The following is a 15697-nucleotide window of genomic DNA, read 5'->3' as shown; positions in this document are numbered from 1 at the left end:
TTGTTTTTTTATAGGTCTTCGTGGTCTCAGCGCTGAAGTGCGCTTCGGCATTGGTGCCTTTTGTTTCAAGACAAAAGACACAAAATATTGACATAAAAATTATTCTAAAATAATTTTATGTTTCTTATGCTTAGTGGTACCCACTAAGCATTTTATAATTTCACTCTGTTCAGGATGCCTGACCCAGATTGACATTTATAATCTACAAATCGTCCCTCAAATTGATTGAAGTCTTCACACTCAGTGTAGATGAAATAGCAGAAGCAATCATAGACACAAGCAATACAGTTCCAAATACAAGAACAAAATCACTAAGCTTGATCCCAACCGGATAAGTATCAATCATCAGATTTACACCCGACATGGCAATAAACCCAAATTGTTGCTGAAGAAGGATAAAGATTAATCCGGCAAGCATTCCAAAAAAACATCCTAACATAGAGATCATCATTCCTTCAATAAAGAAAATGCCCCTGATCAAGGATTTTTCAGCTCCTAGGCTAGTTAAAATGGCAATATCTTTTCGTTTATCGATAACCAGCATAGTTAGGGATCCAATAATATTAAAGATCGCGATGATTAAAACAAATGTAAGGATCAAGAAGATGGCCCACTTTTCAGAATTCAGAATTTTATACAATAATTCGTTTTGCTGGCTGCGGTTCTTGACCAGAAATTCCTTTCCTAAAGATTTTTCAATCTCAGTCTGAAAGTCATCAATAACAACATTCTTAGCTGCGTTTATCTCAATATAGGATACGAGTTTATTCTCGCCAAGCAATTCGCGTGCAAAACGTATAGGAACGATCATTGTATTATCAAATTCTTGCTGAACAGCAAAAACACCGGATGGATAGATGGAACGCACATTGAACTCATCGGCAGGATTCACTGAGTTTGAAGCACCTTTTCTGGGTGAATAAACATCGAGACTTTGAAATTCATTATTCAGGTTAATGGATAAAAAATTTTGTAATGCATAACCTATCACCGCCATATCCTGACCCCTAGACCATAAAGTAAAACTTCCACTAGAGATGACCGAGTCAAGTCCGGTTTTATTTTTCATAAAACCCTCGCTAACGCCCTTTATCAGAGCAATAGACTGGCTTTCACCATAACGTACCAGAGCCTTTTCCTGTAATACTTCAGTATAGTTAATAATACGTTTATCGTTTTTCAAAGTCATGAAATACGTATTTCCAGGATCAAATGTTTTTCCTTTCAGGGCTTCGATGCGAAGTTCCGGGCTAAAGGTATTGTACATAGAAAGTACAATGTTTTCAAAACCATTAAATACTGAAAGAATAATGATGAGAGCAGCACTTCCTACAAAAACACCAAGCATAGAAATACCTGAAATAAAATTGATGGCATTGACCGATTTTTTTGAAAACAGATACCTTTTGGCGATATAATAGGAAGTGTTCAAATTATCTGTCTTTAGTAATGTTGCATCAGCTAAGGAAAGGATTATGCTGCTTCTCAAATCCGATACTGGTTGATGGCCCATGCCCCGGATAAACCCTGCAAGTATCTGGTAAAACAAATAATTTTTCGCGGATATTAGTGATCAGCAGATCATGATTACCACCTGGAAGGTCAGTTCGCCCAATACTTCGATAAAACAACACATCGCCGCCAATCAAAAAGCAGTCTTTTACATTATAAAAACATAAATGAGCAGGCGAATGACCGGGTGAAAATATCAATTCAAGCTCAGATTCGCCAAATTTAACTGTTCCACTTTCTGGTAAAAAAACTTCAGGAAGGGGTGAAACTTCATAGCGAATTCCCATTTGAGGTGCATAAGACACAACCGAGTTTAGAACAATTTCTTCTCCCTTATGAAATTGGGGCAATAGTCCATACGTATCAAAAACAAATTTATTCCCCAAAACATGATCTATATGGCAATGTGTGTTCAGAAGTAAAACTGGCTTCAACTTATTGTCGGAAATAAATTTCAAAAATTCATTTTGCTCATCACCTGTATACATTCCAGGATCAATGATCACACATTCCGATGTTTCGTCGAAAAGAATATAGGTGTTCTCCTGATAAGGATTAACTGCGAATGACTTAATTTGGATCATAATTACAAAAGTACCAAATTCAACCCATTCCGATACAGAATATTACTCCAGGCATTTTCAGCAGGCTGCTTCTTAATTAGTTTATTGATGGATTTGCTCGACTCAGCCGGTAAATCATTAAGGCTGCTCTCTGTACAAGGATAGGCAACTCTTTGAGGTCAACCACTTCGCCCGGCTTATGTGCTCCGCCTCCAGATGCACCCATTCCATCCAAACAATCTACGTATTTGGCAATATCAGATATATCCCCTGCTCCGCGAGCCCCGGGATCACCGGCCAGAGTTGCACCAATACCCATATCACGTGAAATCTTATCCAGATAGTTAACCAGTCTGTAATTACCTTCTGTTGGCTCCATAGCAGGAAGCCCATCGGTAAACGTAATTGTAGAACTGGTACCATTCAGGCTTTGAGCAGTAATAGCTTTCATTTTCTCTCTTGCCTTGTTGCGCTGTACTTCTGAAATGAAGCGCAGATCTCCGGCAACATAAGCGGCAGGAGAAATGATATTAGTTTTGCCTATTGCCTCAACTTTGGCATTGGCATTATCAACTCTAATCTCAGATCCGGCGCTCATCAAACCCGGATTAAAAGTCAAATACTTTTCATCTTTTAGCTGAGTGCGAAATTCAGTGATAATCCTGGCAGCTTCGTAAATAGCGCCATATCCTGCACTCTGACTAAAAATTCCTGCAGAATGGCCTGTTTTTGCATTTACATTCAAAACCCAGCCACCAATTCCGCGACGAGCAACAGCCACAGTATTTAGGCCCTGCGCACCTTCAAAACCAAGGGCTATCTCAGTAGTACGGGCACGTTCAATAAAATCTTTCCTGGCCACAGCATGCGGCGAACCCGAACTTTCCTCGTCGCCGGTAAAGTAGGCTATGATCTGGGTATTATCTAATAGTTTGAGAGAATGAAGAGCTTTTAATGCTGAAATCATGACCATGTTACCCCCCTTCATATCATTCACTCCTTGACCGGTAGCAGTTGAGTCATTTAATTTTGTATAGGGGCTAAACGCCATATCCAGCTCAAAAACAGTATCCAGATGCCCAATCAAAAAAAGGCGTTTTCCTTGTGAACCTTTTCGGGTAGCTACCAAATGCCCAGCACGGCGCAACGAATCAGGCAGATTGACCCATTCTGTAGTAAATCCTAGTTTATCGAGTTCCCTACGGTAAATAGCACCCACCTTTTTGACACCTTCTGTATTCAAAGTTCCACTGTTAATATTAACAGATTCAATGAGCAATTCTTCTGACTCTCCAAAATGAGCTTTGATATATTGGATAATCCTTTTTTCATCTTGGCTTAACTGTGCTTGAGTATTGGAATTTATAAGCAAGAGCAATAAGAAGGTGTAAATTATTTTCATGGATTTTTCGATTTTAATGTAAACTGAAATCTTTACCTATAGGTTTTAAGATTCAGGAATTACGATTTGAATATAAGAAAACATACGCTCAAAAGGATTGCATAGCGCCTAAAAAAATAAATTGCAAGCTAACTCTTATATGTCATCCCGAAACCTGCCCTTCAGCAGGTGAGGGACCTTCGTTTTCTTACCACAATTTTGCTATGGGTATAGGTAAAAAAGGCTCTCGCAAAGACGCAAAGACGCTTTGTATAAAGGATAAAGAAATTTGTTTAAGGATACAACTAAGTTTCTTCACTCTGTTCAGGATGACACGTGCACAGCGCTTTAAAAAAAAATGCAATGTTAAAGCGATGTCATCCCGAAACCTGCCCTTCAGCAGGTGAGGGACCTTCGTAAAACCAATGTAAATTGGATTATTTAATAATAGAACACGCGACACGCGTGCACTAGCGACAAGTGAGAGACCTTCGTAAAACCAACAAAAATTGAATTAATTTAATAAGAAAACACGCAGCACGCGTGCACTAGCCATTTAATACATTAAAATCAAGGCTATTATTTTTTCCATTTAAAAGTTTTGATCATCTGATCAACATCCTTTTTAATAAAATCTAGTACTGGCTGTATGGAATCTAGTCGAGGTTGTTCATTAAAATATAGAGCACCACGTAGATAGTTTTTGGTACTGTCTGTCAAAAAGAACTGCACAGACGACGCGGTATTGCCATCAATTGAATAATAAATACCATAAACCTTCTTTTCAGGGTACGATATCATGGCTTCATCAATTGCTGTTGCTTTTACCGTATGTTTAAATGCAAATGTTCGGGCATCTTCTACTAGCTGATTGAACTGTTCTTTTGTAGAAAAAGATTGATAGCTTAAATGAATTCGACCATTAAACTGAGGATAATGTACATCTATCCAACATGGTTTTGCTTCTTTATCTTTATCAGGCAGAATCTGTGCATAAACCGGAAAATCAAAACTATAGGCGCAATCACCTGAATACACCTGGTACTTCTTTTCAGGAAGATCAATTCTAAAATAGGAACGTGGTTTAGGAGAGTAATCGCCAGCACAAGAGTTAAAAAGAATACCGATACTAAAAAGGCTCAATAAAAAATTCCTGTTCATCAGCTATTCCATATTTCCCAAGATTTTTCAGCCTGCAGATGAAGCATTTCCAAACCGTTCTTTATACTGGCACCCCTAGCTTTTCCTCGTTTGAGAAACTCGGTTTCTGCCGGATTATAAACCAGGTCATATAATAAATGCTTGCCTGAAATAAATTCATATGGAATATCAGGACATTCATCAATAGTTGGTGAAGTTCCTACCGGACTCGTATTGATGATTAATAAATAATCGTGCAGAATATCTTCACTTAGTTTTTTATAGGTTAACTGCTTACCAACAGCACGCCTAGAAACCTTTTTATAGGAAATACCTAATTTTTTAAGCACATAAGCAACCGCTCTAGATGCTCCACCGGTACCAAGAATCAATGCTTTATGATGATGCTTTTTCAATAAAGGCTTTAAGGATTCTTCAAAAGCGTAGGCATCTGTATTATACCCTTCAAGCCTAACCTGCATAGACGAAAGTTCACCGTTGAAGAAAGCCTCAACCGGCTGATGGTTAACTATCTTTATACAATTTACTGCATCTATTTCTTTGGCAGCAGGGTCAACTTTATCAAGATAGAACATCACTCCAATTTTATGTGGTACAGTTACATTCAAACCACAAAGATCAGGAATACTGTTGATCAGCTCAGGCAGATCACTTAAATTAGGTAAAGGATAAAGCTCATACTGATAACTATCCAATCCTTCTCGTAAGAACTTTTCAGTAAAGTGTTTTTTGGAAAAAGAATGAGTTAGCGGATATCCGATCAGGCCATATTTCTTCATGACAATTATTAAAACTTATGGTTAAGAAATAAAGAATAAAGATGTTTATTTAACTTCCATATCTAGAAAATGATCGAAAGTATCGCTTCTTAGTCCTAAACGCAAAGTTTCAACAGGAATTACATCAGCCGGAGCTATATTCCCAAGATTAATATTGGTACCAATCAATTTAATGAACCATACCTGTTGTGCCTTTTGAGGCGCTTCCCATATAATGGTTTCAGCAGGTATCTGAGTTAATATCTCATCAACCAAACCCTGTCTAACTTCTCCTGAATCTCTGTATAAACCAACATTGCCACTTTCACGAGCTTCGGCAATAACTTTCCATGAGCCTGCTTCAATCTCAGCCTTCATTAAACTAATCCACTTATAGGGAGCAAAGATCTTGGCAGCATCTTTCGATCCTACTTCAGATATAACAGTAACCTGATCACTTAGTTTTCGGATGTACTCACATTTTTCATCATGAGGAATGGTGATAGATCCATCAGATACTTCAGCAAACTTCATATCATACTTATCTAGGATCTTTCGGTAATCATCAAACTGATTTCTAATGATAAAAGCTTCAAACAAAGTTCCTCCGAAATAGACAGGAATCTGTGCATCACGATATACTTTTAATTTATTCTCAAGATTAGGGGTAACATATGAAGTTGACCAGCCTAATTTAACTATATCAGTATGCGGACCAGCAACTTCCAAAAAATCTTCTATCTGACGAACACTAAGTCCTTTATCCATAACCATTGTAAGACCATTAACACGTGGTTTTTGTGTACGATCAGGGATATTTTTTAAAGTATAATTCATTCTATTTTATTGGTTTTGAATAATTGGTTAAGCCTTGGTATAAACGTTTCTTTTTAAAAAAAGGCCCACTAAATTTTGGGCAAATTTCCAAAAAAAAATCAATACCTGAGGCCTCAATAATTATATTAATCTTTTAACGGGTATATCGATTAATAATATCAACAATAACCTTGTTTTCGTGCAGCTGAGGCAGATATTCAAAAAGAATATGGTGCTTCTCCGGATCAGAATTCAGTGCAGTTTCCAGATAGATGAGTGCTTCGCCAAACTGATGTGCAGCAAAAAGGTAGGCAACCATCCTGTAATACAGTTCGGCTGAGTCTGGATTGTTTTTTATTCCTTCAGAAATAATTTCTATGGCAGCAGTCAATTTATCCTGCTCAAATAATATTGATGAATAGTCAAGCCATGCCTCAATATCAACCGGATTAAGCTCCAGAACTTTTTCATATGCCTTTTCTGATTCGTCGAGCTGCTTTAATTTATACTGAGCGTCGGCAATGGCAAACCAGTAATCTGCATTTTTATCATCCAGGTCAAGTGCCTTTCTATAAAAATAAAGTGATTCGAAATACCGCTCCTCAAAATCAAGAGTTACACCAATACCAAACCAAGCATCTGATTGTAAAGGGTCAAGCTTAACTGCCTTTTTATAATAAGAACGTGCTTCATCCATCCGTTCCAGCTTTTCATAACATTCCCCGATAGCTGTATAGGTATCTCCGCTTGGAGGTTCGTATTCAAAGGTATGCTTGTAAACATCGATGGCTTCAGAATAACGATCCAAATTAACCAATGCATTTCCTTTATTAAAATAAGCTGAAGCAAAATTGTCTTTGATCAGAATAGCATAATCATACGCATCAATTGACTTTTCATATAAGTCCATCTTATTGAAAGCATTCCCTAAATTATACCATGCAGCATAAGAATAAGGCTCATTATCAATGTATTGCTCATAAAATTTTATGCTTTCTTCTTGCTTATCTAGCACATCATAACAAAATGCAAGTTCATACAGTGCATCCTGATTTTCCATGTTCTGCTCTAGGCATTGCTTCAAATAGCCAACTGCATTCTCATAATCGCCCATACTTTGATATACATAGGCTATATGCAGCAATATTTCGTCGGTACTTTCTGCAAGTTCTAATGCTTTTTCATAATTATCAAGAGCGTCCTGATTGCGCTCCATCCCTTCGTAAATATTACCTCTGATGGTATAAATATCGGCATCAGAAGGCTCCAGGGTTTCGGCTTTATGTAAAGACTCGAATGCCTGATCGAATTGGCTGGTTGCTAAATATAACTGTGCCTGCTTGATAAAAAAGACGGATGCAAAGGGATGCTGATTTATTGCATATTCTACAACCTGCAAGGCCTTAATCGGATCATTCTTTTCAACGTAATATTCAATAATACTTTCAAATGCCTGAGCATCAAAAAAGTACTGATCCTGATTGCGGATCATCTCTTCATATCTTTCTACCGAAAATCTGGGATCTTCGGAAAAATCAAACTCAAAATCTTCTTCCATCCTAAAATAATGCCATTAAGAATGTTCCCCCTCTATATTGCCCAAAGAACAATAAATTCTATTGCAATCAATTTAAGGCAAATAGCTTATTATTCAGATTTTATTTTTCCACATCCTGACAATTAAGAGCTAACAGGCTGAAAATAACTATTAACTAGTGCTGTTTGAGGAAATGTTTTGTGTTTATCCTTTTGAATGCCCTTAGGGGAAATGCTTAACTTTACAAAAATACGAAATTTTATGCAAATAGATATCATTCCTACGTTACAGAATCTTGGAATACAGCATATTAATCTGTCATGCAGTACAGGCAAACAGTGGAACAGCAGCAACACCCAACAGCGTACAGTCATCGTTTCGCCTGTTGATGGAAAAGAAATTGCCAGTGTAAATTTTGCGAACGCTGAAGATTTTCAAAATACACTTGCTACAGCAGAGGCTGCCTTTAAAATATGGCGAACCTGGCCCGCTCCAAAAAGGGGCGAAATCATCCGGCAACTAGGTGATGCCCTTCGGCAAAATAAAGAAGATCTGGGTAAGCTGGTTAGTTATGAGATGGGTAAAAGCCTACAGGAAGGCTATGGCGAGGTACAAGAAATGATTGACATCTGCGATTTTGCACTTGGGTTATCGCGTCAGCTATACGGCTTGACCATGCATTCTGAGCGAGCAGCGCACCGCATGTATGAGCAATGGCATCCAATGGGCGTTGTTGGAATTATTTCAGCGTTCAACTTTCCGGTGGCAGTTTGGGCATGGAATGCAAGCCTTGCACTTGTTTGCGGAAACGTTTGTATTTGGAAACCATCTGAAAAAACTCCGCTAACTGCCATTGCCTGTCAGCATATCATCCAAAAAGTATTTGAGGCTAATGAGGTTCCTGAAGGTACGTCTTGTCTAATCCTTGGCGATCGTAACATTGGAGAGCTAATGAGCCATGATAAACGTATCGCACTAGTATCGGCAACCGGATCAACCCGCATGGGAAAAGCCGTGGGTGCAGCCGTGGGTGCCCGTTTAGGGCGCAGTTTATTGGAACTTGGAGGAAACAATGCAATCATTATATCTAAAGATGCCGACCTAGAAATGTCGCTAGTTGGGGCGGTATTCGGAGCGGTTGGAACTGCCGGACAAAGGTGTACATCAACTCGAAGGCTGATCATTCACGAAAGTGTTTATGATACCTTCAGAGATAAACTTATAAAGGCTTACAGACAATTAAAAATCGGAAATCCGCTCGATGAGAATATTCATGTTGGTCCGCTTATCGATCAAGATGCGGTTAAAAGCTACCTCAGCTCAATTGAAAAATGCAAAGAACAAGGCGGCAATTTTATTGTTGAAGGCGGAGTACTTGAAGGTGTAGGTTACGAATCAGGATGCTATGTTAAGCCATGTATCGCAGAAGCTAAAAATGATTTTCAGATTGTGCAGCATGAAACTTTTGCACCCATTCTTTACTTGATGAAATACAAAACGCTCGATGAGGCCATAGCTATGCAAAACGATGTTCCTCAAGGACTTTCATCTGCTATTATGACGCTGAACCTACGTGAAGCAGAGCAATTCTTAGCCTATGCCGGATCAGATTGTGGTATTGCAAATGTAAATATCGGAACTTCAGGAGCAGAAATTGGTGGAGCATTTGGCGGCGAGAAAGATACAGGTGGTGGACGAGAATCTGGATCGGATGCATGGAAAGCTTATATGCGTCGCCAAACAAATACAATCAATTATTCAGATAAATTACCGCTAGCACAAGGGATCAAATTTGATCTTTAAGCCAGGCAAATAGCAGAAATTTAAAACCTTACTTCATTTTAATGAGGGCATCGCCATTGGCTGAGATCAATTTCTTTTGATCATTATAGTTTAGGTTATTCCACAGAATTTCTAGCGCTATGCCCTCTAATTCAAGGTTCTGGGTGAGTAAGTTCCTTGAGACAGACACTGCTTGTCCATTTGCAAGAGGCTCCTGCTTTTTGAATTCCGCATCAAGCTTGTTGATCAGAGTATCCAAATAAAAATAGTTGACTTCTGATCCATATTCAACCTTAAATCTGTTTTGATTCTGAACCTGTGAGATCAGTAGCCTGGAATTATTGATCATGCTTTTTGCTGAGTCAGGATATTGACTTACCTGAATCATAAAATCAGCCTTGTTCAATGGTTTAAGCTCAATAGTTTCAGCTTCAAACAGATTGGTCCCTAAATTAAGTTTAGTACCTGCAAGATCATCTGAATTGAGCTTGAGTTGCTTATAAAGCCAATCCTTTTGATTACTTCTTAATTCCCAGGTATTGATCCTTATAGTTTTATTCTTTGATCTGTTCAATGCATGCAATGAATCATTTACAGCATTAAGATTCTGATCAAGCACCAAATTAAAACTCTTTAAACCATGATTATCAACCAAGTAATTCACAATATTGACCATCCTGAGCATATCCTCCTTAACAGGAACACGAGTTAATGCTTTGATCTTACCATCATCAGCAGATTCGTATTTCTCAAATAAGTGGATAAGTTCACTAAGCTGTGAACGCTTTGATGTTTGAAAAGCGCCCTGTGGTCCATAAACGGATAAAACTGTCAAGATGCAAAGACTTAAGGGAATGATGATAATATTATGGCTTTTTGAAATCAGAAAATAAGCAGTTATAAAAATTAACCACCCTGATAGAACCATTAAAAAGTATCGTTCTTCTGTAATACCATAATCAATTATTCTGGCAAGAATTGCCCAAATCAATAATGCAATTAAGGGGATAAGAACATAATAAAAGCTCTGACTGAATTTCTTCAGCCATTTATTCTCATCCAGATTCCGTACTGGATAGATCAGTAATAATGACAAAATCCCGAATACCGCATATCCTAAAATCAGATTTGCAACCAGGCCTTTTGGAAGTTCCCATTCTATGAGGATTTTAGCTTCATAGGCCAATAAAATTAAAGAATAAACTGTAGCTAACGGTATAAGTACATATTGGGTAAAAACCTTTAACCCTCTGGGATAGCTTTTATCTTCTTCAAGTATAAAAAGGTTTTCAGGTACACCTGACAGAAAAAATATCGTTTGAAACATTCCCACTGTCCAGATCCACAGAATGACGAATGTGTCCCACTCAAAATTGAAATTGAACAGAAAGTTCATCGATCCAATGGCTGCTGAAAGTCCTAGGAATAGTACGGCACTGTACAGGCCTCCGGTTAAAAACCGCAAGAAAATTGTTTTGTTAAACACCCAGAAAGCATGGATAAATCCTGAATAGGCGTAAGCAGAAAATGAAACAAGAAGATGAGATGAAAGAGCCAGCAACAAAAATTTTAGAATATCTGATTCTTGCTTTAAAGGATCAAGCAAGAAAAATAAGCTGGTACATAATGCTATAACCACTAACCTTAACACGTACTTTGAGGCGTTTTTAATTGCCCGGCTCTCTGAAAATAATGTGGCAGACAAGGATAAAGAAAGGCCAAGAACTGAAACTAGAATCAGCCTGATTAAATAGCTTTCTGTAGTAAGGTTGAGATCAACAATTTCAATAGAGATCGTGGCACACAACGTACCTATCAAGGCAAACAGTATTTCGAGCGGGAAACGGAAAAGAGCCTTTTTAAATGACTGAAAAAGAGCCTCTAAGGATGGGTATTTCATAAACAGTTTTTTACCAAATATACAGAAAACCGATTGATCTTAGCTAACCAGAAGCTTATACCCTTTACCATGTACATTGATGATTTCAACTCTTGGGTCTTCTTTTAAATACTTACGCAATTTGCTCAGAAATACGTCCATGCTTCGGCCATTGAAATAATTATCATCATGCCAAATAGATAATAAAGCCTCTTCTCTAGTTAAAACCTCATTTTTTTTCAGGCATAATAATCGAAGCAGTTCGGCCTCTTTGGTTGAAACCTTTTGCTGGGCTTCGCCATGGGTTATCAGCTGAGCAGTATAATCGAATTTATAATTTCCAATCTCAAATTTCGAAGGAATATCAGAAGCTTCGGTCTTACCCGGCTCTGCAACTCTTTTTAGGAGGGCATTGATTCGCAAAAGTAGTTCCTCGATCCGGAATGGCTTAGTGATATAATCATCGCCTCCCAAATTATACGCTTCAGCCTTATCTTCTATCATGGCCTTGGCGGTTGCAAATATGATTGGAATACCAGGGTTTATACTACGTATTTCTTTGCCTAGCGTAAATCCATCCTTTTTAGGCATCATCACATCAAAAATACAGATATCAAAATGCTCTCTAGTGAACGCACGAGAAGCCTCTTCTCCATCCTGACAAAGTACTACCTCAAATTTTCCCTTCAACTGAAGGTAATCTTGTAAAAGCATACCCAGATTCGGGTCATCTTCAGCTAATAAAATTCTTTTCATATGGAAATCCCAGAAACGGAAAAACTAATTTTATATTATTACTTAAGGGCCAACCTAGGCTCCTAATTTGAGAGGTAAACTGATCTCAAATTCAGACCCCACATCTTTCTCACTTTTTACCTTAATTGTTCCATTTAGGCCCTTAACTATATTATTCACATAGCTCAAACCCAATCCAAATCCTTTTACATCATGCAAATTACCTGTTGGGATGCGGTAAAACTGGTCAAATATTTTTGAAAGCTGATCTTTGCTCATTCCTATCCCTTGATCTGCCACCCTGATGATCAAATTCTTGCCTGAGCTAAAGGTACTGATCTTTATCTGCGGATTCGACGGACTGTATTTGTTAGCATTATCAAGTAAGTTAAAGATCACATTTGATAAATGCAGCTCATCGCCCATTACAACAGCCCGGTGTGCACTCAAATCAAGTTCAATAGTTGCATTGCGTTTTTGAAGCTGCAAAGACATGCTGTCAACTATGGCGGCCAAAAGATCATTCATCTCAACTTCTTTATGCTCCAATTTAAGATCGCCTTTTTCAATTTTAGCGATATTCAACACGCGTTCAATATGACTTCCTAGGCGAACGTTTTCATCATAAATTATATTGGCAAGCCGGTCTATGCTTCTTTTATCTGATGTAAGTTCGGGATCTTTCAATGCCTCACTTGCGATCATAATAGTTGCCACCGGAGTTTTAAACTCATGAGTCATATTATTGATAAAATCAGTTTTCATCTCAGAGATCTTTTTCTGCATCAATATAGAGTGAATAGTATACCCAAAGCTAAAGATCAGTACCAGTAATAAGCTTCCTGAAAGCCCCATCATGGCAGTCAGGTTTGACAAAATAATATTGTTCTTATCAGGGAAAGTAATGGTCAGCATCCCTGGATCACGAATCATATCTTTAGGAAAAAGAGGAGTCTCATAGCTATTGGCCGGTAAAAATGCTGCACGATTAGAAGCACGGGTAAAAATAATAGAATCGCGCTTAGCCGATGTTACCTTAAATTCAAATTCACTGAATATTGACAGGTTTCTCAATTCGGCACGAAGCATTGAATCAAGGGTTTGTGGATGTACCCGTTTGTTCAGAGGAACATTAACTTCCCGATATTCCTGATATAGATCCTTGAATACTTCTTCTTTATTAGTATTTCCTTCGGCAAAATATTGTTTCACTTTCTGCACCGTATTGTCTTTTTCAGGCCCAGTGTCATTCCTTACTAAATTTTTCATTCGTGGCCTAGGAATAGTCCGTAAAAAAGTGCCCTCAATAGGATCGAAAACGATATATTGAGTAACAGAATCTGGTAAAACAGTATTTGAGGGCGGTGGATTCCCATTAAAAGCTCTTGTAATGGTTCTTTGGGTTTGTTCATGAATCTGCCCAAAGGCATCTTCAACCTGAAATACATCAACCTGAAAATTGTACTTAAGATCTTTCAACTCAGACTGGCTAACCACATCATTAAACGAAAGCATATTAGGATAACGTGCTCGGAGTATGCTGTCTCTTAACCGAAAAACACTGTCGGCTTTTCGTTGCTCTGTTAACAAATAATTGGCATCCGAAAGCCTTGTACTTCGCTTTCGCATTTTTTGAGGCCTTTTAGGTACCGATACTAATTGGGGTATACCTTCAGAAATTGCGGGTTTGGGAAGCGCAATAAATGCAGCTTTTTTTTCCAAAAAACTGTTCGCATCTCTTTTAGCCAGGCGGTCTACTACATTGTTGAGAGCTTCATGAACCGATTGATCAAATAAACGCGATTGTAACTGATAAGATTGCCTGAAAAAGTACCATTGCATGCCCATTACTCCGAGCAAGGCAATTGCCATTAATCCGATAATCAAACTGATACTTTTTCTTTTCATGCCATCGCAAAAATACGCAACATGCTCTATGTCAATTTACTTTTAACATATTTTAACAAAGCATTAACAAAATCATAAAAATCAAGTCTATAGTTTTGTCTAAAGAAATTGTTTAATTCAAATTAATTTTCATTTAACAGCTTTAATTATATTTATACATATTAAAAACTATTCAATTATGAAAAAGTATATCCTTAATCCTCATCTGCTTTTAATGGGATTTTTTGCCCTGATCATGATCAGTTCTGGATCATCAGTTAAAGCGCAGCAAGAAAAAAGAGTAATCAGAAGTATTGTTATAAGCAATGGTGATACCATTATCAATGGCAAAAAGCTAAGTGAAGTAGATAAACAAGAACGCATCCGTCTAAGAAAAGAATTCAGTGAGATGGAGAGCAATACTAAAGGCCTTGAAGGGAATACTGAAAGTCGGGTTATTATTCGGAAAAGGACTAGTAAAGAGGCTCCTATATTAAATTGGAATAATGAAAATCCAAAAGAATTTGAACTCAGAGTAGAAAAAAATATGCCGGGCGATATCCAAATGTTTGAATTCGAAGGGGATGATCTCAATGTTGACACATTGGTCAATGGATTTATATTTAAAGGTACAGGCTTGGATAGTAATTTGAGGAAACGCATCATAACCATGAACAGAAATTTTAATGGACCTGGCATGAGTGGGCCAAATACTCCACCAACGATTTTTGAACGACGCATGATGCCAGGAGCAGCAGAAAGAAAAAATTCATCATCCTTTAATTACAATCAAGTAGATAAAGATGGCATCTCTAGCAGGATGAATCTGCGCATAATTGACGCAGAAAAAGACCCATTAAAGAAGATCACAGGCAGTGAAAGCATGACATCTGCATTGAATGTGGAAGACCTTACGCTTTTCCCTAATTTTTCTACTGGCAAACTCGGACTTTCATTCAATATGGAAAGTCGCGGTCCAGTAAAAGTAAAAGTTTTAGACAGTCAGCTGAATCAGATTTATACCGATGAAGCCGCCAATTTTTCTGGAAATTATATGAAGCAAATCAGTTTGCCTAAAAATGGCATTTACTACATCAGCATCAAACAGAATGATGGATGGTTTGTTAAAAAACTTATTAAAAATTAATTGTTTATTGAGAAATAAAAAGCCCCGTTCTTGATCAAGAACGGGGCTTTTTTAATTCAAGTAAATCTTAATTAAAATGGCAGATCATCATCATCTGGAGCAGCACTGATATCTACCGGAGTAGCGTATTCAGGAGCGGCAGAAGCGCCTTCAGCTGCGCCAAGCGGTGTTAATCTCCAAACAGAAAGGGTATTAAAATAAGAGGTCTTACCTGTTTTATCTGTCCATGGACGTCCGCGAAGATTGAAAAACAATTCAACATTGTCGCCAACTTTAATGTTGTCGAACAAATTTACCTTATCCTGCACTGCTTCAAACTTCACATATTCCGGATAGGTAGGATTCTCTGCGTATTCCAGTATAAGCTCACGTTTTTTGAACTTTTCACTCACTGTAATTACCTGTGAGATTTCATGTACTTTTCCTTTAACTTCCATTGTATTTATCTATTTATGAACAAACTCAATTTTTTAATTCCTGAAGCTGATCAGGAAAGTATGCAACACAAACCTGTTATTGAATACACTTTGTAAAAGTAT

At 37.8% G+C, this 15697-nt stretch carries 13 protein-coding genes; 2 read left to right on the top strand and 11 right to left on the bottom strand.

What is annotated here, in order from left to right:
- Window positions 1–202 precede the first annotated feature (202 nt).
- From ACIQZ6_RS05045 to ACIQZ6_RS05015, 7 genes are all read right to left on the bottom strand, one after another.
- Entirely contained in the window at window positions 203–1489 is a 1287-nt protein-coding gene (locus tag ACIQZ6_RS05045; RefSeq protein WP_395808830.1) for an FtsX-like permease family protein, read from the bottom strand.
- Window positions 1458–2096, bottom strand: a complete 639-nt coding sequence (locus ACIQZ6_RS05040) for an MBL fold metallo-hydrolase (protein ID WP_395808828.1) — start codon at window positions 2094–2096, stop codon at window positions 1458–1460. Before ACIQZ6_RS05040 ends, ACIQZ6_RS05045 begins: the two co-directional genes overlap by 32 nt.
- Window positions 2097–2172: 76 nt before the next feature.
- A complete protein-coding gene (locus ACIQZ6_RS05035) occupies window positions 2173–3477 on the bottom strand; it encodes a M20/M25/M40 family metallo-hydrolase (RefSeq protein WP_395808826.1) in 1305 nt (434 codons plus the stop codon).
- A gap of 558 nt (window positions 3478–4035) precedes the next feature.
- Window positions 4036–4617 (bottom strand): gliding motility lipoprotein GldD, encoded by a 582-nt coding sequence (gldD, locus tag ACIQZ6_RS05030; RefSeq protein ID WP_395808824.1) that lies wholly within the window; start codon window positions 4615–4617, stop codon window positions 4036–4038.
- The gene (locus tag ACIQZ6_RS05025; protein ID WP_395808822.1) at window positions 4617–5396 is read right to left on the bottom strand and encodes a shikimate dehydrogenase family protein; all 780 of its coding nucleotides are present in this window, start codon (window positions 5394–5396) and stop codon (window positions 4617–4619) included. Before ACIQZ6_RS05025 ends, gldD begins: the two co-directional genes overlap by 1 nt.
- 45 nt (window positions 5397–5441) lie before the next feature.
- Window positions 5442–6212 carry a phosphosulfolactate synthase gene (locus ACIQZ6_RS05020; protein ID WP_395808820.1) on the bottom strand — a complete coding sequence of 257 codons (771 nt, stop codon included), beginning with the start codon at window positions 6210–6212 and terminating at the stop codon, window positions 5442–5444.
- Between the two features lie 133 nt (window positions 6213–6345).
- Window positions 6346–7749, bottom strand: coding sequence for a tetratricopeptide repeat protein (locus ACIQZ6_RS05015; protein ID WP_395808818.1), 1404 nt, complete (start codon window positions 7747–7749; stop codon window positions 6346–6348).
- A 240-nt stretch (window positions 7750–7989) separates the two neighbouring features.
- Here ACIQZ6_RS05015 and ACIQZ6_RS05010 point away from each other — a divergent pair, with 240 nt between their 5' ends.
- Window positions 7990–9531, top strand: a complete 1542-nt coding sequence (locus ACIQZ6_RS05010) for an aldehyde dehydrogenase family protein (RefSeq protein ID WP_395808816.1) — start codon at window positions 7990–7992, stop codon at window positions 9529–9531.
- 28 nt (window positions 9532–9559) lie between these two features.
- Here ACIQZ6_RS05010 and ACIQZ6_RS05005 read toward each other — a convergent pair whose 3' ends face one another.
- The 3 genes from ACIQZ6_RS05005 to ACIQZ6_RS04995 are packed head-to-tail and all read right to left on the bottom strand — an operon-like array spanning window position 9560 to window position 14032.
- On the bottom strand, window positions 9560–11410 hold the full coding sequence (locus ACIQZ6_RS05005; RefSeq protein ID WP_395808814.1) for a DUF4153 domain-containing protein: 1851 nt from the start codon (window positions 11408–11410) through the stop codon (window positions 9560–9562).
- Window positions 11411–11449: 39 nt separating this feature from the next.
- Window positions 11450–12145 carry a response regulator transcription factor gene (locus ACIQZ6_RS05000; protein WP_395808812.1) on the bottom strand — a complete coding sequence of 232 codons (696 nt, stop codon included), beginning with the start codon at window positions 12143–12145 and terminating at the stop codon, window positions 11450–11452.
- A 54-nt stretch (window positions 12146–12199) separates the two neighbouring features.
- Window positions 12200–14032 carry a sensor histidine kinase gene (locus ACIQZ6_RS04995; RefSeq protein ID WP_395808810.1) on the bottom strand — a complete coding sequence of 611 codons (1833 nt, stop codon included), beginning with the start codon at window positions 14030–14032 and terminating at the stop codon, window positions 12200–12202.
- Window positions 14033–14210: 178 nt separating this feature from the next.
- Here ACIQZ6_RS04995 and ACIQZ6_RS04990 point away from each other — a divergent pair, with 178 nt between their 5' ends.
- A complete protein-coding gene (locus tag ACIQZ6_RS04990; protein WP_395808808.1) occupies window positions 14211–15158 on the top strand; it encodes a T9SS type A sorting domain-containing protein in 948 nt (315 codons plus the stop codon).
- Between the two features lie 71 nt (window positions 15159–15229).
- Here ACIQZ6_RS04990 and ACIQZ6_RS04985 read toward each other — a convergent pair whose 3' ends face one another.
- A complete protein-coding gene (locus tag ACIQZ6_RS04985) occupies window positions 15230–15595 on the bottom strand; it encodes a DUF3127 domain-containing protein (protein ID WP_395808806.1) in 366 nt (121 codons plus the stop codon).
- Window positions 15596–15697 lie beyond the last annotated feature (102 nt).

Origin of the sequence: Daejeonella sp., from assembly GCF_044348475.1 — a bacterium.
GTDB lineage: Bacteria > Bacteroidota > Bacteroidia > Sphingobacteriales > Sphingobacteriaceae > Daejeonella.
This window is presented reverse-complemented; position numbering and strand designations above follow the sequence as displayed.

What these genes read in the sequence shown, in the direction of transcription:
- ACIQZ6_RS05040 (WP_395808828.1), bottom strand. Translation starts at nt 2,096, where the DNA reads ATGATCCAAATTAAGTCATTCGCAGTTAATCCTTATCAGGAGAACACC.
- gldD (WP_395808824.1), bottom strand. Translation starts at nt 4,617, where the DNA reads ATGAACAGGAATTTTTTATTGAGCCTTTTTAGTATCGGTATTCTTTTT.
- ACIQZ6_RS05035 (WP_395808826.1), bottom strand. Translation starts at nt 3,477, where the DNA reads ATGAAAATAATTTACACCTTCTTATTGCTCTTGCTTATAAATTCCAAT.
- ACIQZ6_RS04995 (WP_395808810.1), bottom strand. Translation starts at nt 14,032, where the DNA reads ATGAAAAGAAAAAGTATCAGTTTGATTATCGGATTAATGGCAATTGCC.
- ACIQZ6_RS05025 (WP_395808822.1), bottom strand. Translation starts at nt 5,396, where the DNA reads ATGAAGAAATATGGCCTGATCGGATATCCGCTAACTCATTCTTTTTCC.
- ACIQZ6_RS04990 (WP_395808808.1), top strand. Translation starts at nt 14,211, where the DNA reads ATGAAAAAGTATATCCTTAATCCTCATCTGCTTTTAATGGGATTTTTT.
- ACIQZ6_RS05015 (WP_395808818.1), bottom strand. Translation starts at nt 7,749, where the DNA reads ATGGAAGAAGATTTTGAGTTTGATTTTTCCGAAGATCCCAGATTTTCG.
- ACIQZ6_RS05010 (WP_395808816.1), top strand. Translation starts at nt 7,990, where the DNA reads ATGCAAATAGATATCATTCCTACGTTACAGAATCTTGGAATACAGCAT.
- ACIQZ6_RS05000 (WP_395808812.1), bottom strand. Translation starts at nt 12,145, where the DNA reads ATGAAAAGAATTTTATTAGCTGAAGATGACCCGAATCTGGGTATGCTT.
- ACIQZ6_RS05020 (WP_395808820.1), bottom strand. Translation starts at nt 6,212, where the DNA reads ATGAATTATACTTTAAAAAATATCCCTGATCGTACACAAAAACCACGT.
- ACIQZ6_RS05005 (WP_395808814.1), bottom strand. Translation starts at nt 11,410, where the DNA reads ATGAAATACCCATCCTTAGAGGCTCTTTTTCAGTCATTTAAAAAGGCT.
- ACIQZ6_RS04985 (WP_395808806.1), bottom strand. Translation starts at nt 15,595, where the DNA reads ATGGAAGTTAAAGGAAAAGTACATGAAATCTCACAGGTAATTACAGTG.